The organism is Streptomyces sp. NPDC005775 (assembly GCF_042871565.1).
Lineage (GTDB): Bacteria > Actinomycetota > Actinomycetes > Streptomycetales > Streptomycetaceae > Streptomyces.
The window spans coordinates 79,888-94,589 of sequence record NZ_JBIAIU010000006.1 but is presented as its reverse complement, the minus strand read 5'-3'; the positions used below and the strand labels follow the sequence as shown (position 1 = coordinate 94,589).

Genomic DNA, 14,702 nt, shown 5'->3' with positions numbered 1-14,702 from the left:
TGGGGCCTGACCCGTCGGTCAGGCCCCACAGGCGCGTGCGATGCGCTCTTCGAGCGCCTTGCGCCGCTCCGGCCACTCGTCCGCCGTGATCGAGAAGATCGCCGAATCGCGCAGCGTCCCGTCCTCACCCGGCGCCCACGACCGGGACCAGTTCCGCAGCACGCCCTCGGGGCTCGCGCCCACCGATTCGATGGCGGCCCGGGAACGGCTGTTGCGGGCGTCGGTCTTCAGGTCGACCCGCGCCACCTGCCAGGTCTCGAACGCGTAGCGGAACAACAGGTACTTGGCCTCTGCGTTGATCCCCGAGCCCTGGGCGGAGGCGGCGAGCCAGGTGAAGCCGACCTCGATCGCGCTCAGCGTGTCCTCGTCCAGCCAGTGCCGGGGCTCCCAGTACGCCGTGACGCCGACCGCGCGGCCGGACGCCCGGTCGATCTGCGCGTACGGGAACAGCTTCCCGGTGACGGTGCGGGCGAGTTGGGCGTCGAGGTAACCGCCGACCTCATGGGCGCGGGGCACCCAGGTGAAGCGGTACGAGCTCCGGTCCTCCTCCGCGGCCACCGCGAGATCCTCCGCATGACGGTGCCCCAGCGGCTCCAGGCGCACGCGCGCGCCCTCCAGAACCGGTCCTTCCAGCACGAAAGCCATCGCTCACCCATCCAGTCGCCCTACGGAATGTCCTGGGCAGCCTTCCAGAGACCGTGCGGCCCTGTCGTGCGATTTCGGCCGGGCCGAAGCTGCGGTAACAGGGCTTGTGGGCAGCAGCGTTGTCAGTGGCCGCGCCTACCATCGGATCCATGACGACATGGCTGCACGACGCGTTCCCCGGCCGCGAGGTGAACCTCGCCTTCGCCCGGGGCCTGCCCGCCGACGCCTTCCTCGAGGGGCTGCGCGAGCAGAACCGCGAGCCGCTCGCCCGGGGCGAGGCGGACGGCTGGGTGTGGGCCGTGCACGACATGATCAACGAGGAGGAGGACACCGACTACGAAGAGGTCGACTACGGGCGGCTCTGCCCGCAGGGGGCGGAAGTGGTCGTCTTCGTGACCGAGCCGTGCAGCGCGAAGGCGCACGGCCCCCAGTTCGTGTACTACCGCGAAGGGCGCACGACGCTCTTCTTCAGCTTCGAGGACTTCCGACAGCAGCGGGTGGGCGACAACCCGGACTATCTGTCGGCCGAGCTGCTTTCGGCGGGCTTGATAGGCCCGGCGGCGGAGTGCCAGGAGTGGGAGGACGGCGCGCACGACTGCTACGAGCACGAGGACGGCGACGAACTGCGGCTGGTGCGGACGATCGCCGACGCCTTCGGCCTGCCCTCCCCGCCGCTGGCCGCCCTGCCGCGCGACCCCTCGCCGCTCGCCGCGCCGCTCGCCGCGCCGCCCGCCGCCACGGAGCCGGTGGGCGCGGTGAGCGGGACGAGCCCGGTCGTCGCCCCGGGGACGTACGCCGTCCACGCCCGGGGCATCGATGTGACCGAGCTGGCCGCCGCGTGCGCGGAGGCCGGGTATCCGGCCCGTACACAGGGCGAGTCGGGCGGCTGGGCCTGGGTGACGTGGGACGCGGCGGCCGTGCGCGGCGGCGAGGTGTCCCAGCTGGCGGGCTTTCTCACCGGATTCCGCTACGACGAGCGCTTCGGCGGGCCGGACCGGGTCGAGACGGTCTTCCTTTCGGGCACACCCGCGTGCGCCTGCCCGAACGGGCGGAACTACAGCATTCAGCACTGCGAGGACCACCCGTTGCAGTTCGAGAACAGCCGGGGCGGATTCGGGCGGACGTACTTCAACGTCGGCCGGGGCCGGGAGACGCAGCGCCACGGAGATCTGCTGCTACGGGAGCTGCTGGACGCCGGGATCGTCGGCCGGGAGACCCCGGCGTACGACGCCGATCCCGACTTCAACGCCGACGGCGCCGTCACGATGCGGATCATCGCCGACCACTTCGGGCTGCCCGCCACGACCTGACCGCCACGGCTCACCTCCCGGCGCGCACGAACCGCACCCCCGTCCCCGCCCCCGCCTGGGCCGCCGCCGCGAGCGCGGGTCCGGCGACGACACCGACCACCGGGTAACCGCCCGTCGTCGGATGGTCGTTGAGGAACACAACCGGCCGCCCGTCCGGCGGGACCTGGACGGCGCCGAGCACCATGCCCTCGCTGGGCAGTTCGCCCGTACGGGCCCGCTCCAGCGGCGGGCCCTCGGTGCGCAGGCCGATGCGGTTGCTCTGCGCGCAGACGCGGTACGCGGCGGTGGTGAGCGTGCGGAGGGCGGCGGGCGTGAACCACGAGTGGCGGGGGCCGAAGTACACCGGGAGCACGAGTTCGGCGGGCGCGCCCGGCCACGGAACGGGGTCGACGGCGGGTGCGCCGGCCGACGGGGTGGGTCCCAGCGGCAGTACGTCCCCGTCGCGCAGGGGTGCCGGGCCCAGCCCGGAGAGCAGGTCCGCGGACCTGCTGCCCAGCACCGGCTCCGACGCCACGCCGCCCGCGAACGCCAGGTAGCTGCGGAGGCCGTGCACCGCCGGCCCCACGTCCAGCACCGCACCCGCCGGCACCCGCACAGCCGCGCCCCAGGCCACCGGCCGCCCGCCCACCGTCACCCGGCAGGGGGCCCCGCCGACGACCACGCGCACCGCACGGCCGGGGCGGACGGCGCAGCCGGTGGCGGTCGTCTCCAGGACGGCCGCGGTGACCGGGTTGCCGGCCAGCCGGTTGGCGAGCGCGGCGGCGGGCGCGTCGAGTGCGCCGGCCCGTCCGACCCCGAGGTGAGCGAGTCCGGCGCGGCCCTCGTCCTGCACGGTGGTCAGGGCGCCGGCGCGGACCACCTCGAAGGACGCCGTCATCGCGCCGCCTCCACGAAGCGCACCCGTGCGCCCGGTCCGAGCAGCGCGGCCGGTTCACGGTGCGGGTCCCACAGCGGCCCGGGGTCCGGCATCCGGCCGATGAGCTGCCAGCCGCCGGGGGACGGGCGCGGGTACACCCCGGTGTACGGGCCGGCCAGCGCCACGGCGCCCGCCGGGACGCGGGTGCGCGGGGTGGCCCGGCGCGGCAGGTGGAGGTGGTCGGGCAGGCCGGTCAGATAGCCGAAGCCGGGGGCGAACCCGCAGAAGGCGACCCGGAACGCGGTCCCGGCGTGGATGCGGGGCACCTCTGCGACGGCCACGCCCCAGGCCTCGGCGACGTCGGCCAGGTCCGGGCCGTCGTAGACGACGGGGAGCTCCACCGCCGCAGCCGTGTCGGGGAGCGGCGGCGGTATGTGCCAGGTCGGCAGCTCCCGGGCGAGCGCGGCGGCGCCCCGCGCGATGCCGTCGAGCAGCACCGTGCGTTCGCCGGGCACGATGTCGCGGACGTCCGGCAGTTCGCCCGCCGCACGACGCCGCAGCACCTCCGCGTGGAAGGCCTCCGCGGCCTGCCGTCCGTCCAGCTCGACCAGCAGCGCCCGGGGCCCGGCGGGCAGGACGACGAGCGGCGGGGCGAACACGGCCTGCTGCGGCTGCGAAGGCGGCAGCGCGCGCGGGTCCTCTCCCTGCTGCCCCTGCTCCCCCTGCTCCCCCCGCGAACCGAAGTCGGGGCGCCCCGTGCTCACGCGAACGCCCGCACCGCGACGCCCGCCTCTTCCAGCGCCGCCCGGACCTGTCGGGCGAGCGCGGCGGCTCCCGGGGTGTCGCCGTGGACGCACAGCGAGCGGGCGTCCACGGGTATCCGGCGGCCGTCGGCCCCGGTCACGCTCCGGTCCACGGCGAAGCCCACGCTGCGGCGTACGACCTCGGCCGCGTCGCCCACCACCGCGCCGGGCTCCGCGCGCGGCACGAGCGTGCCCTGCGGGGTGTACGCGCGGTCGGCGAAGGCCTCCTCGACGGCGGGCAGCCCCGCCGCCCGCGCCCGTGCGAGCAGCCGGGAGCCGGGCAGCCCGAGGACGGTCAGGCCCCCGCCCGCCAGCCGGACGCCCTCGATGACGGCGGCTGCCTGCTCGTCGTCCCTGACGGTGCGGTTGTAGAGGGCGCCGTGCGGTTTGACGTACGAGACGCGGGAGCCGGCCGCTTCCGCGAACACCCGCAACGCACCGATCTGGTACGCCACTTCGGCGGCGAGTTCGGCGCCCGGTACGTCCATGGCGCGGCGCCCGAAGCCCGCCAGGTCGCGGTAGGAGACCTGCGCGCCGATCCGTACACCCCGCGCCGCCGCCGAGTCGCAGACCCGCCGCATCACGGAGGCGTCCCCCGCGTGGAAGCCGCACGCCACATTGGCGCTGGTCACACAGGCGAGGAGCGCTTCGTCGTCGGTGAGCGTCCAGCGTCCGAAGCCTTCGCCGAGGTCGGCGTTGAGGTCCATGACCGCGACCGGCGCGCCCGCCGCGTCCGGCCCGTCCGCCCTGCCGGGCAGGTTCGTCAGATTCGTCACGGGCGCACCGTAGCGCCCGTCCCGCGCCCCATGTGCGGGGACGCCTCAGTCGAAGAGGCCGAGCTCGCTCTCCCGGACGCCCTCCAGCTCGTACCGCGTCCCCACCAGCGGCCGGTCCGCGCAGAGCCTGATCAGCGTGGCGCCGTCGCCCCGGTACCGCCCGGGGGCACGGCCCTCGCGCTCGACGCCGATGGTCACTTCCCGCCCGCTGTCCGTGAGCTCCGCGACGAGCAGCGGCACCTTCCGGCGCAGGGCGCGCGGGACGAGCAGGCCGAGCGCGTGCGGGAACCCGGCGCCGTCGTACGCCCCGGGCAGTCCCCAGGCCGCGCGTACGTCCCCCGCGTGCACCCACTCCCCCAGGGCCACCGCGTCCAGCACCCCGCCCGCGGCGGCGATCACCGGGCCGGCGTCGGTCATGCCCCGCTCCAGCTCGTCCACCACCTCGGTGTGCGTCCAGCCGGTCCGTTCGGCGATGTCCCGGGCGTTGCACCCGGGGCTGAACACGTCCGGCCCGAACCGGCTCTCCACCACCCGGCTCAGCACGGACCCGCAGTGCGCGAGCACGTCCCGCACCGTCCAGCCGGGACACGCGGTACGCAGGGCGAAGTCACCGTCCGACGCGGACCGCAGCAGCGGGATCAGGGCGTCCCGTTCGGTGCGCAGGAGGAGACCGGGCAGCTCGGGATCACGTTCGTCAGCCATGGCCACAGCCAACCACCCCGGCCTCGGGCGCACTTGGTGTTCGGCGCCCCGGGTGAACAAGGACACAGGCCGCCGGACGATCTAGTCTCGGTTCATGGACGACATGGACCGGGCCCCCCGCAGCAGTGAGGCCGGCGCGCTCCGCGGCCGCTGGCACGAGTGCGTCGTCGCGGCCCGGGGCGGTGGCGTGGGCCCCGACCCGTTGCCGTACGCCGACAACCTCCTGGCGCGGTGGGCGGAGCCCCAGCGGCGCTACCACACCACCGCCCACCTGGCCGCGGTCCTCGACCACGTCGACACGCTCGCCGCTCATGCCGCGGACGCGGACGCGGTACGGCTGGCCGCGTGGTTCCACGACGCGGTCTACCGGCCCGACCGCTCCGAGAACGAGGAGCGCAGCGCCGTCCTGGCCGAGCGCGCCCTGCCCGAGGCGGGGGTGCCGGGCGCGATCACCGCCGAGGTCGCCCGCCTGGTCCGGCTCACCGTCTCGCACGACCCGGCCGACGGCGACAGCAACGGCGAGGTTCTGTGCGACGCCGACCTCGCGATCCTCGCGGCGCCGCCGAAGGAGTACGCGGAGTATGCCGCCCGGGTCCGCGCGGAGTACGGCTTCGTTCCCGACGAGGCGTTCCGGGAGGGCCGGGCGGCGGTGCTGCGGCAGTTGCTGGAGCTGCCGCGGCTGTTCCGTACGCCGCACGGGGCGGCCGAGTGGGAGGCGCGCGCCCGGCACAACCTGGGCACGGAACTGGAGCTGCTCACGCCCTGAGCACGGCCCGTGCCGGAACGCTGCGGGGGAATGCCAGGGGCCATCGCGCTGTTGGCACCTGTCATGCCCGACTCTGCCGCTCGCCGCTCCCGTATGCCCCTGGCCGTGTACATCCTCGGCCTCTCGGTCTTCGCCCTCGGCACGAGTGAGTTCATGCTGTCCGGGCTGCTGCCACCCATCGCCGAGGACATGAACGTGTCCATTCCGCGGGCCGGGCTCCTCATATCCGCCTTCGCGATCGGCATGGTCGTCGGCGCCCCGCTGCTCGCCGTGGCCACGCTCCGGCTGCCACGTCGCACCACCCTCGTCGCGCTGATCTCCGTCTTCGGCCTCGGTCAGATCGCGGGCGCGCTCGCGCCGACGTACGAGGTGCTCTTCGCGTCCCGGGTGATCAGCGCCTTCGCGTGCGCCGGGTTCTGGGCCGTCGGGGCGGCCGTCGCCATCGCGATGGTCCCGGTGAACCAGCGGGCCCGTGCGATGGCCGTGATGATCGGCGGGCTGTCCATCGCGAACGTGCTCGGGGTGCCGCTGGGCGCCTTCCTGGGCGAGAACCTGGGCTGGCGGTCGGCGTTCTGGGCGGTCGGGGCGGCCTCGGCCGTGGCGCTGGCCGGGGTGGCGACGATGATCCCCCGTATCCCGTTGCCGGACGAGAAGCCGCAGCTCAAGCGGGAGCTGGGGATCTACCGTGACCGGCAGGTGTGGCTCTCCATCGTGCTGACCGCGCTCGCGGCGGGCGGGGTGTTCTGCGCCTTCAGCTACCTGGCACCACTGCTGACGGATGTCGCCGGGCTGGACTCGGGCTGGGTACCGACCGTGCTCGCACTGTTCGGAATCGGCGCGCTGGTCGGTACGACGATCGGCGGCCGGGTCGCGGACGCGCACCTGTTCGGGGTGCTGCTGACCGGGATCGCGGCTTCGACCGTGTTCCTGGCCGCGCTGGCGCTGTTCGCGTCGAACCAGGCCGCCGTGATCGTCCTGTCGTTCCTGCTGGGCCTGTCGGCGTTCTACACGGCTCCGGCGCTGAACGCCCGCATGTTCAACGTGGCGGGCGCCGCCCCGACCCTGGCGGGTGCGACCACCACCGCCGCGTTCAACCTGGGCAACACCGGCGGGCCCTGGCTGGGCGGCACGGTGATCGACCTGGACTTCGGCTTCGAGGCCACCGCGTGGGCGGGGGCGGCGATGACCGTGCTGGCGCTGGTGACGGTGGTCTTCTCGCTCCGGTTGCAGCGCAGCCGCAACGCGTCGTCCCGGCTGGTGGCGGGCGCCCCCGCTGCCACGTCCGGGAGCGTGGCGGCGGAGTCCGCCGCCTCCACGACCGTCTGAGCCGGTTCAGCCCGGAGCGGGGCGGCCCTTGGGGCGGCGCAGGCCCGCTTCGGTGATGCGGCGGACCAGTTCCTTGGAGCCGATCTGCCGGGCCCCGGCCCGTACGGCGTCCTCGTACCGCGCTTCCGGCACGTCGTAGTGGTCGCGCTCGAAGGCGCGGGGCGGGCAGCCGATGGACGCCGCGAAGGTGTGGAGTTCCTCGAAGGACACGTCGCTGACCAGGTGCGACCAGAGCCGTCCGTGGCCCGGCCAGTCCGGCGGGTCGATGTAGAGGGTCATGGCCGCACTATCCCGGCGAGCGAGCCGACGGGGGCGACGGCGACCGTCGCCTTCGTGCAGACCCAGTGCGGGTCGGGGCCCAGCTCCGGCTCGACGTCCAGGGCGTGCGGGTCGCCCGCGTCGCAGACCGGGCACAGCGGCCAGCGGCCGTACCGCTCCAGCAGGGCGTCCTGCACGTCCTGGGCGACGAGGCCGACGACGAACTCCGCCCCTTCCGGCCACTGCTCCAGCCACCAGCGCCGGTGCGTCACCGCGTCCTCGACCAGCGAGACGATCTCCGCCTCGGCGACGTCTCCGGCGGCGAGGTCGGCCATGACCAGTGCGCGGGCGGTGTGCAGTGCCTGCTCCAGGGGGTTCAGCTCCATGCAGCCATTGTCCACCTGCCCGCGCGGCGCCCCTTCCCCGTTCCGCCGGAGGCGGGCTCGTTCCGCCAGAGGTCGGGACCAAAGGGGGGTTGACGGACACCGGGGTTGAAAATATCTTTCAAAGGTGACCAACGACCTGAAGGAAAGTTTCAGCGCTGATTCGCCGCCCGCCCCGGCAGCCCTCGCGGCGAAGGTGCGGACGCTCGCGCCGTCCATGACCCGCTCCATGCAGCGGGTCGCCGAGGCCGTCGCCGGCGACCCGGCCGGTTGCGCCGCCCTGACGGTCACCGGTCTCGCCGAGCTCACCGGCACCAGCGAGGCGACGGTGGTCCGCACCGCCCGCCTCCTCGGCTACCCCGGCTACCGGGACCTGCGCCTCGCACTGGCCGGTCTCGCCGCACACCAGGAGTCCGGCCGGGCGCCCGCCGTCACCGCGGACATAGCGGTCGACGACCCGATCGCCGACGTGGTCGCCAAGCTGGCCTACGACGAGCAGCAGACCCTCGCCGACACCGCCGCCGGGCTCGACACCGTGCAGCTCGGTGCCGCCGTGGCCGCGGCCGCGACCGCCCGCCGCATCGACATCTACGGCGTGGGCGCCTCCTCGCTCGTCGGCCAGGACCTGGCCCAGAAGCTGGCCCGTATCGGCCTGATCGCGCACGCCAACATGGACCCGCACCTCGCGGTGACCAACGCCGTGCAGCTGCGCTCCGGCGACGTGGCCATCGCGATCACCCACTCCGGTTCGACGGGCGACGTCATCGAGCCGCTGCGCGTCGCCTTCGACCGCGGCGCCACGACCATCGCGATCACCGGCCGTCCCGACGGCCCGGTCACGCAGTACGCCGACGTCGTACTGACCACGTCCACGGCCCGCGAGAGCGAGCTGCGCCCGGCCGCCATGTCGAGCCGCACGAGCCAGCTGCTGGTCGTCGACTGCCTGTTCATCGGGGTCGCGCAGCGTACGTACGAGACGGCGGCCCCCGCCCTCGCCGCGTCCTACGAGGCGCTGGCCCACCGCCACACCCCCCGCACCCGCTGACCGACGGCCACTCGGCAGCACGAGCACTCGCACCCGCACCCGCACCCGCACCCGCACCCGCACCCGCACCCGCAGAACCGTACGAGTTCAAGAAAGCAGAGCCGCTCTCCATGACCTCCCTCACCGACGCCGACGCCACCACCCCCGACGGTTACGGCGAACTGCGCGCCCAGCTCGCCACCCTCACCACCGAGGCGTTCCGCCCCGAGCTCGCCGAGATCGACCGGCTGGCCACCTCGGAGATCGCCCGGATCATGAACGACGAGGACCGGACCGTCCCGGCCTCCGTCGCCGAGCGGCTGCCCGAGATCTCCGCGGCGATCGACGCCACCGCGGCGCGCATGGCCCGCGGCGGCCGGCTGATCTACGCGGGCGCGGGCACCGCGGGCCGCCTCGGCGTGCTGGACGCCAGCGAGTGCCCGCCCACCTTCAACACCGACCCGGCCGACGTGATCGGTCTGATCGCCGGCGGGCCGTCCGCCATGGTCACCGCCGTCGAGGGGGCGGAGGACAGCAAGGAGCTGGCCGCCGCCGACCTCGACGCGCTGGGTCTGACCGCCGACGACACGGTGGTCGGTATCTCCGCCTCCGGCCGTACGCCGTACGCGATCGGCGCCGTCGAGCACGCCCGCACCAGGGGGGCCCTAACCCTCGGACTCTCCTGCAACGCCGACTCCGCGCTGGGCGCCGCCGCCGAGCACCCCCTGGAGGTCGTCGTCGGCCCGGAGCTGCTCACCGGTTCCACCCGGCTGAAGGCGGGCACGGCACAGAAGCTCGTCCTCAACATGCTCTCGACGATCACGATGATCCGGCTCGGCAAGACGTACGGAAACCTCATGGTCGACGTGCGCGCCTCCAACGAGAAGCTCCGCGCCCGTTCCCGGCGGATCGTCTCGCTGGCCACCGGAGCCTCCGACGCGGAGATCGAGGCCGCGCTGGCCGCCACCGACGGCGAGGTGAAGAACGCCATCCTGACCATCCTCGGCCAGGTCGACGGCCCCACCGCCGCCACGCTGCTGTCCGCGTCGGACGGACACCTCCGCGCCGCGCTCGCAGCGGCCCCCCGCACCACCTGACCCCGAGCTCCACCTCCCCGCACAGCAAGGCACCACGCACCATGGCTACAGAAGACAAGAACCGCGCCACTGCCGCCGCGATCCTTCCGCTCGTCGGTGGCGCCGCGAACGTCAGCTCCATCGCCCACTGCATGACCCGGCTCCGGCTGGGTCTGCACGACCGTTCGCTCGTCCAGGACGAGGCACTGAAGGCCGTGCCCGCCGTCATGGGCGTGGTCGACGACGACACGTACCAGATCGTTCTCGGTCCCGGTACGGTCGCCCGCGTCACGCCGGAGTTCGAGAAGCTCGTCGAGGAGGGCCGGGAATCGGCCCCGGCCCCCGCGTCGGCCGCCGCCCCGCTCACCGCGGAGGAACTGGCCGCGCAGGGTGCCGAGATGAAGGCGGCGCGGAAGGCGAAGAACGCCACGCCGTTCAAGCTGTTCCTGCGCAGGATCGCCAACATCTTCGTGCCGCTGATCCCGGCCCTGATCGGCTGCGGCATCATCGCGGGTCTCAACGGCCTGCTGGTCAACCTGGAGTGGCTGCCCTCCGTCACCCCGGCCCTGGCGGCGATGGCGTCCGGCTTCATGGCGCTCATCGCGGTCTTCGTCGGCTACAACACGGCGAAGGAGTTCGGCGGCACGCCGATCCTCGGCGGTGCGGTCGCGGCCATCATCGTCTTCCCGGGCGTCGCGAACATCGAGGCGTTCGGCCAGAAGCTCTCCCCCGGCCAGGGCGGTGTCCTCGGCGCCCTGGGGGCGGCGGTGCTCGCGGTCTACGTGGAGAAGTGGTGCCGGCGCTGGGTCCCGGAGGCGCTGGACGTCCTGGTCACCCCGACCCTGACGGTCCTGATCTCCGGTCTGGTGACCATCTTCGGCCTGATGTACGTGGCGGGTGAGGTCTCCACCGCGATCGGTACCTTCGCCGACTGGCTGCTGTCCAACGGCGGCGCCGGCGCGGGTCTCGTCCTCGGCGGCTTCTTCCTCCCGCTGGTCATGCTGGGCCTGCACCAGGCGCTGATCCCGATCCACACGACGCTGATCGAGCAGCAGGGCTACACGGTCCTGCTCCCGATCCTCGCCATGGCCGGTGCCGGCCAGGTCGGCGCGGCCATCGCGGTCTTCTTCCGCCTCCCGCGCAACGAGTCGATCCGCAGGACCATCAAGTCCGCCCTGCCCGCGGGCTTCCTGGGTGTCGGTGAGCCGCTGATCTACGGTGTCTCGCTGCCGCTGGGCCGCCCGTTCATCACGGCGTGCGTGGGCGGTGCGTTCGGCGGCGCGTTCGTCGGCTTCTTCAACCAGCTCGGCGACGCGGTGGGCTCCACCGCGATCGGCCCGTCCGGCTGGGCCCTGTTCCCGCTGCTGGACGGCAACCACGGTCTGGGCGCGACGATCGCGATCTACGCGGGCGGCCTGGTCGTCGGTTATGTGGCGGGCTTCGTCGCCACCTACTTCTTCGGCTTCAGCAAGGACCTGCTGGCGGAGTTCAACGTCTCCCAGGAACCGGCCGCCTCCCCGGTCGCGGCCACCGGCCCGGCCACGGTCGGCGCGGGCCCGGACACCACCGCGAAGGAACCTGCGGGGGTCTGACGGACCACGGAAGAACAGGGAAGGGCGGCACCCCCGGGGGTGCCGCCCTTTTCCGCCGCTGTACGCCTCAGGCCGGGGTACGCGTCAGCCCGGGAAGGCGTCCGTGGACAGCGTGACGTCGAAGGGCGCCGGCAGCACGAGCGGCTTCCCGAACGGCACCGGGTCGGAGCGCTTGTACGTGCCGTCCTCGTTGGGCTCGGTGAACAGCGTGGCCATCGCCCCGCGCGTGTCGAACCGGTCGATCAGCAGGTACATCGGCACTCCTCCGCGCGCATAGGCGCGGTACTTCTTCGTCCGATCCTCGCGGGCGTTCCCCTTCGACGTGATCTCGACGATGAGCAACGCCTCGGAGGCGTCCACCGGATCGCTGGTCTCGGGGTCGGCGGTATCGATCAGCTCGGCCGGCATGACGACGAGATCGGGAACATACAGCTTGTCGAGGGGGGCCACATGCACCCCCAGGGTCTGGTAGATCTCCAGCTCATCGGGCAGATTCGCGTAGAGGCGGCGCTGCACCTTCGCGGCGATGCCGTTGTGATGCGCGTGCGGCGGCGGTACCAAGACGATCTGCCCTTCGTCGATCTCGGCGCGCCACCCCTCGGGCACGTCCAGTTCCTGCCAGGTATGAAGCAGGTAGTCCCACGGGCGGCCTTCAGAGTCCTGCTGGTGCTCGACCATCGCGGCGGTCATCGCGGGTCCCTTCTCCTGAAGCCAGTCCGGGGAGCGTAGATCGACAATGCAGCGGCGCACGGCCGCTTTCCTCAGCGTCCCACGATCGTGTGAGCGACGCACCGAACGCCCCCGCGTTCCGGAGAAGTCGGCAGCGCGCCGCCTTCACTCTTAGTAGCCATTCCGCTACCGTCCGTGATGAGACGACCATGATCATCATGGTCACCCCGGCATCCCTGGAGACTCCCATGCGACACCTCGTCACCAAAGCCGCAAGCCTCGCGGCCGTGGCCATGCTCGCCTTCACCGCGGCCCAGCCCGCCCAGGCCACCCAGAGCCGAGAGGGGGCGCGTGACGCCGCCGTCGCACCCGCGTACTTCGAGATGACGGACATCACGCGAAGCACGTTCGTCGTAAAGCTGGTCGAGGAGCGCGAGATCAACCACGCAAGGGACCTGGTGAGTGGTGCCACCACGGAGCAGCCGCACGTGATCGGCCGCATCGTGAAGCGTACGGCCGCGTACAACCCGCGGTGGAGCTTCCACTACGACCCGCAGACCGTCCAGTTCTTCGACTACGCCATCGAGGTCTGCGACGCGACAGTGCCGTACGTCGAGGAGCACCTCGACGAAGCGGGCGGCGCCTTCCTGCCCGGCAACGTCTTCTGCCCCTGGTCCTCGACCCTCGTGAAGGAGGTCCCGGCCCCGTAGCACCGGTCGCCGGACAAGGGCGCGCGCGTCGCGCGCCCCGCGGCACGATGCCCGCACCCGCTCGCCGGGGTGCGGGCGAGTGCGCGATGCGCGGGCGGCCTTCCGCAAGGGGAGGACGAACTGCTCAGCGGTCGGCCGCCGCCTGGGCCCGGACCATCTCCAGCAGCGCCTCGTGCGTCTCCCGGTCGGCCGCCGCGATCAGCCCGCCCCGGCCGGTGTGCGGCGGCAGGCCGCGCAGGTCCGTCACCACACAGCCGGCGGCTTCGCAGAGCGCGATCCCGGCGGCGAAGTGCACGCTGTCGCGCAGGTCCCCGTCGGTGACGTACGCGGCCCTGCGGCCGGCGGCGACCCAGGCCACGGCCAGGGTCGTGGAGACGACGCGCGGCCGGAACCGCTCGGCGAACTCCGGGGCGGCGAGGAGTTCCACCGCCCGGAAGGCGGGGGCGTTGGGGAACGGTGGGTCGAGGTTGACGTCGACGAGGCTGGAGGCGGGCGAGGGCGTCAGTTCCTCGTCCACGCCGGCCGTACGGACGCGAGCGTGTGCGCCGTCGGTCCAGAACACCTCACCGCTGAACGGGTCCGCCGACGCGGCCGCGGTGACGGTGGGCCCCACCCGCAGGGCGACGTTCACCGCGACCAGCATGTTCCGCACGGCGTAGTTCAGCGTCCCGCACAGGGGATCGACCAGCCATCGGCGACGTGCGTCGCCCGGGCCGGTCCGGCCGCTCTCCTCGGCTGTCACGGCGTCGTCGGGGCGGGCGGCCCCCAGCACACCGAGGATGGCCTTCTCGGCGGCGAGGTCCGCGGCCGTCGCGAAGTCACCGCCGGGCTTCTCCGTACGGGGCAGTGAGGTCCCGTACATGTCGCGGACCACCGCCGCCCCCGCCTGGGCGGCTTCGAGGGCCAGTCGCGCATCGGTCTTCGTGTCCATGCTCACCATGCCCGGCAGGCTATCGGCGCGCCGCCCCGCCCCTCACCGCCGTAGCCGCTCTGCCGGCCGGCCGCCGCAGCAGCCTGCCTCAGACGGAATCAGCGCCGGCCGCCTGCGTGCGGTTCCAGTCGTGCAGGATGCCGTCCCAGTCGTGCCGGGGAAGGGACTCGGTGGAGTCTGCGGCCCAGCCGCTCATGCCCTGTCCGTACATGGTGCCGGTCCAGGTGCCGTGCTGCCCGGAGGGACCGGCCCCGTCGAATGACGAGGGCCAGGACCCGGCCGCGGGCGCGTGCAGGGTGCGGGCGGAGGAGGACGGGGTGGGCGGGTCGGAGACATGTCCGCCGTCCGCGCGCCGGTGACGGCCCCCGTCGCGTCGCGCCGGGCTGAGGCGGCCGTCCGCGAACAGGCGCTGGGCCCGGGAGACCAGTTGGGGAAGCCCGACGCCGAGCCGGGTCGAGAGCGTCGCGGCCTCGATCCCCCCGTTCCACCCCTCGACGAGCAGGGCGTCCTGAGCGGGAGACCACTCCTGGCCCCGTGTGGGCGCCGACGGCTGGAGGGAGGCCCCTTCCGACCGGGGTGCCGGTACGGGGGACGGCGCGTGAAGCGGGCGCTCCCCCGTGACTGTCACGGTCTCCGAGGCCGAGGTGGAGCGGGAATCGCCCTCCCCGGGCCGGATTCCCGACTCCGGGCCGGGGCCCTCGCCCGGTGACGGGGTGAGCAGCGCCGCCGCGAGTGACCGCGCGACGTCCTTGCCCACGGTGCGCCGGGCCAGGCGCACTTCGCGCTCGGCCAGTCCCAGCAGTTCGGCGACCGCGCCGTCACTGCCCACCGAGACGGCGAAGGCGGCGAGCATCCTCACACGCTCGGCCTGGCAC

Annotated in this window: 17 protein-coding genes; 7 read left to right on the top strand and 10 right to left on the bottom strand. The window is 73.4% G+C overall.

Going from position 1 to position 14,702, the window contains the following annotated elements:
• Positions 1 to 18: 18 nt before the first annotated feature.
• Positions 19 to 645, bottom strand: a complete 627-nt coding sequence (locus ACFYPA_RS16000; protein ID WP_389132258.1) for a GNAT family N-acetyltransferase — start codon at positions 643 to 645, stop codon at positions 19 to 21.
• Between the two features lie 149 nt (positions 646 to 794).
• Between ACFYPA_RS16000 and ACFYPA_RS15995 the strand changes: the two genes are divergently transcribed.
• Positions 795 to 1,955, top strand: a complete 1,161-nt coding sequence (locus ACFYPA_RS15995; protein WP_389132257.1) for a hypothetical protein — start codon at positions 795 to 797, stop codon at positions 1,953 to 1,955.
• Positions 1,956 to 1,965: 10 nt separating this feature from the next.
• Here ACFYPA_RS15995 and ACFYPA_RS15990 read toward each other — a convergent pair whose 3' ends face one another.
• The 4 genes from ACFYPA_RS15990 to ACFYPA_RS15975 all read right to left on the bottom strand — a co-directional run bounded on the left by ACFYPA_RS15990 (position 1,966) and on the right by ACFYPA_RS15975 (position 5,092).
• Positions 1,966 to 2,832, bottom strand: coding sequence for a biotin-dependent carboxyltransferase family protein (locus ACFYPA_RS15990; protein WP_389132254.1), 867 nt, complete (start codon positions 2,830 to 2,832; stop codon positions 1,966 to 1,968).
• Complete coding sequence (locus ACFYPA_RS15985; RefSeq protein ID WP_389132625.1) at positions 2,829 to 3,497, bottom strand: allophanate hydrolase subunit 1; 669 nt, start codon at positions 3,495 to 3,497, stop codon at positions 2,829 to 2,831. Before ACFYPA_RS15985 ends, ACFYPA_RS15990 begins: the two co-directional genes overlap by 4 nt.
• A 74-nt stretch (positions 3,498 to 3,571) precedes the next feature.
• Positions 3,572 to 4,321 (bottom strand): LamB/YcsF family protein, encoded by a 750-nt coding sequence (locus ACFYPA_RS15980; protein ID WP_389132623.1) that lies wholly within the window; start codon positions 4,319 to 4,321, stop codon positions 3,572 to 3,574.
• Between the two features lie 114 nt (positions 4,322 to 4,435).
• Positions 4,436 to 5,092 carry a maleylpyruvate isomerase family mycothiol-dependent enzyme gene (locus tag ACFYPA_RS15975; protein ID WP_359085867.1) on the bottom strand — a complete coding sequence of 219 codons (657 nt, stop codon included), beginning with the start codon at positions 5,090 to 5,092 and terminating at the stop codon, positions 4,436 to 4,438.
• A 94-nt stretch (positions 5,093 to 5,186) separates the two neighbouring features.
• Between ACFYPA_RS15975 and ACFYPA_RS15970 the strand changes: the two genes are divergently transcribed.
• Together ACFYPA_RS15970 and ACFYPA_RS15965 are read left to right on the top strand one after the other, a co-directional pair.
• The gene (locus ACFYPA_RS15970; protein ID WP_389132251.1) at positions 5,187 to 5,858 is read left to right on the top strand and encodes a hypothetical protein; all 672 of its coding nucleotides are present in this window, start codon (positions 5,187 to 5,189) and stop codon (positions 5,856 to 5,858) included.
• 93 nt (positions 5,859 to 5,951) lie between these two features.
• A complete protein-coding gene (locus tag ACFYPA_RS15965; RefSeq protein ID WP_389132620.1) occupies positions 5,952 to 7,184 on the top strand; it encodes a Cmx/CmrA family chloramphenicol efflux MFS transporter in 1,233 nt (410 codons plus the stop codon).
• Positions 7,185 to 7,190: 6 nt separating this feature from the next.
• Here the strand turns inward: ACFYPA_RS15965 and ACFYPA_RS15960 are convergent, their stop codons facing one another.
• Positions 7,191 to 7,463: a DUF4031 domain-containing protein gene (locus ACFYPA_RS15960; protein WP_359085865.1), complete on the bottom strand. Its 273-nt coding sequence runs from the start codon at positions 7,461 to 7,463 to the stop codon at positions 7,191 to 7,193.
• The gene (locus tag ACFYPA_RS15955; protein ID WP_359085864.1) at positions 7,460 to 7,828 is read right to left on the bottom strand and encodes a hypothetical protein; all 369 of its coding nucleotides are present in this window, start codon (positions 7,826 to 7,828) and stop codon (positions 7,460 to 7,462) included. The genes ACFYPA_RS15960 and ACFYPA_RS15955 overlap by 4 nt, the downstream gene beginning before the upstream one ends.
• Before the next feature lie 124 nt (positions 7,829 to 7,952).
• Here ACFYPA_RS15955 and ACFYPA_RS15950 point away from each other — a divergent pair, with 124 nt between their 5' ends.
• The 3 genes from ACFYPA_RS15950 to ACFYPA_RS15940 all read left to right on the top strand — a co-directional run bounded on the left by ACFYPA_RS15950 (position 7,953) and on the right by ACFYPA_RS15940 (position 11,517).
• Positions 7,953 to 8,870, top strand: coding sequence for a MurR/RpiR family transcriptional regulator (locus ACFYPA_RS15950; protein WP_219575781.1), 918 nt, complete (start codon positions 7,953 to 7,955; stop codon positions 8,868 to 8,870).
• A 110-nt stretch (positions 8,871 to 8,980) separates the two neighbouring features.
• Positions 8,981 to 9,946 carry an N-acetylmuramic acid 6-phosphate etherase gene (murQ, locus tag ACFYPA_RS15945; protein WP_359085863.1) on the top strand — a complete coding sequence of 322 codons (966 nt, stop codon included), beginning with the start codon at positions 8,981 to 8,983 and terminating at the stop codon, positions 9,944 to 9,946.
• A 41-nt stretch (positions 9,947 to 9,987) separates the two neighbouring features.
• The gene (locus ACFYPA_RS15940; RefSeq protein ID WP_389132247.1) at positions 9,988 to 11,517 is read left to right on the top strand and encodes a PTS transporter subunit EIIC; all 1,530 of its coding nucleotides are present in this window, start codon (positions 9,988 to 9,990) and stop codon (positions 11,515 to 11,517) included.
• An 84-nt stretch (positions 11,518 to 11,601) separates the two neighbouring features.
• On the opposite strand, the gene ACFYPA_RS15935 is transcribed toward ACFYPA_RS15940, so the two are convergent.
• Complete coding sequence (locus ACFYPA_RS15935) at positions 11,602 to 12,207, bottom strand: Uma2 family endonuclease (protein WP_359085861.1); 606 nt, start codon at positions 12,205 to 12,207, stop codon at positions 11,602 to 11,604.
• Between the two features lie 188 nt (positions 12,208 to 12,395).
• Here ACFYPA_RS15935 and ACFYPA_RS15930 point away from each other — a divergent pair, with 188 nt between their 5' ends.
• The gene (locus tag ACFYPA_RS15930) at positions 12,396 to 12,896 is read left to right on the top strand and encodes a calmodulin-binding protein (RefSeq protein ID WP_359316357.1); all 501 of its coding nucleotides are present in this window, start codon (positions 12,396 to 12,398) and stop codon (positions 12,894 to 12,896) included.
• Positions 12,897 to 13,020: 124 nt separating this feature from the next.
• Here the strand turns inward: ACFYPA_RS15930 and ACFYPA_RS15925 are convergent, their stop codons facing one another.
• Positions 13,021 to 13,836 carry an inositol monophosphatase family protein gene (locus ACFYPA_RS15925; RefSeq protein ID WP_359316360.1) on the bottom strand — a complete coding sequence of 272 codons (816 nt, stop codon included), beginning with the start codon at positions 13,834 to 13,836 and terminating at the stop codon, positions 13,021 to 13,023.
• A 79-nt stretch (positions 13,837 to 13,915) separates the two neighbouring features.
• Complete coding sequence (locus tag ACFYPA_RS15920; RefSeq protein ID WP_389132243.1) at positions 13,916 to 14,680, bottom strand: hypothetical protein; 765 nt, start codon at positions 14,678 to 14,680, stop codon at positions 13,916 to 13,918.
• Positions 14,681 to 14,702: the final 22 nt, after the last annotated feature.

What these genes read in the sequence shown, in the direction of transcription:
- ACFYPA_RS16000 (WP_389132258.1), bottom strand. Translation starts at nt 645, where the DNA reads ATGGCTTTCGTGCTGGAAGGACCGGTTCTGGAGGGCGCGCGCGTGCGC.
- ACFYPA_RS15995 (WP_389132257.1), top strand. Translation starts at nt 795, where the DNA reads ATGACGACATGGCTGCACGACGCGTTCCCCGGCCGCGAGGTGAACCTC.
- ACFYPA_RS15990 (WP_389132254.1), bottom strand. Translation starts at nt 2,832, where the DNA reads ATGACGGCGTCCTTCGAGGTGGTCCGCGCCGGCGCCCTGACCACCGTG.
- ACFYPA_RS15980 (WP_389132623.1), bottom strand. Translation starts at nt 4,321, where the DNA reads ATGGACCTCAACGCCGACCTCGGCGAAGGCTTCGGACGCTGGACGCTC.
- ACFYPA_RS15975 (WP_359085867.1), bottom strand. Translation starts at nt 5,092, where the DNA reads ATGGCTGACGAACGTGATCCCGAGCTGCCCGGTCTCCTCCTGCGCACC.
- ACFYPA_RS15970 (WP_389132251.1), top strand. Translation starts at nt 5,187, where the DNA reads ATGGACGACATGGACCGGGCCCCCCGCAGCAGTGAGGCCGGCGCGCTC.
- ACFYPA_RS15965 (WP_389132620.1), top strand. Translation starts at nt 5,952, where the DNA reads ATGCCCCTGGCCGTGTACATCCTCGGCCTCTCGGTCTTCGCCCTCGGC.
- ACFYPA_RS15960 (WP_359085865.1), bottom strand. Translation starts at nt 7,463, where the DNA reads ATGACCCTCTACATCGACCCGCCGGACTGGCCGGGCCACGGACGGCTC.
- ACFYPA_RS15955 (WP_359085864.1), bottom strand. Translation starts at nt 7,828, where the DNA reads ATGGAGCTGAACCCCCTGGAGCAGGCACTGCACACCGCCCGCGCACTG.
- murQ (WP_359085863.1), top strand. Translation starts at nt 8,981, where the DNA reads ATGACCTCCCTCACCGACGCCGACGCCACCACCCCCGACGGTTACGGC.
- ACFYPA_RS15940 (WP_389132247.1), top strand. Translation starts at nt 9,988, where the DNA reads ATGGCTACAGAAGACAAGAACCGCGCCACTGCCGCCGCGATCCTTCCG.
- ACFYPA_RS15935 (WP_359085861.1), bottom strand. Translation starts at nt 12,207, where the DNA reads ATGACCGCCGCGATGGTCGAGCACCAGCAGGACTCTGAAGGCCGCCCG.
- ACFYPA_RS15930 (WP_359316357.1), top strand. Translation starts at nt 12,396, where the DNA reads ATGATCATCATGGTCACCCCGGCATCCCTGGAGACTCCCATGCGACAC.
- ACFYPA_RS15925 (WP_359316360.1), bottom strand. Translation starts at nt 13,836, where the DNA reads ATGGTGAGCATGGACACGAAGACCGATGCGCGACTGGCCCTCGAAGCC.
- ACFYPA_RS15920 (WP_389132243.1), bottom strand. Translation starts at nt 14,680, where the DNA reads ATGCTCGCCGCCTTCGCCGTCTCGGTGGGCAGTGACGGCGCGGTCGCC.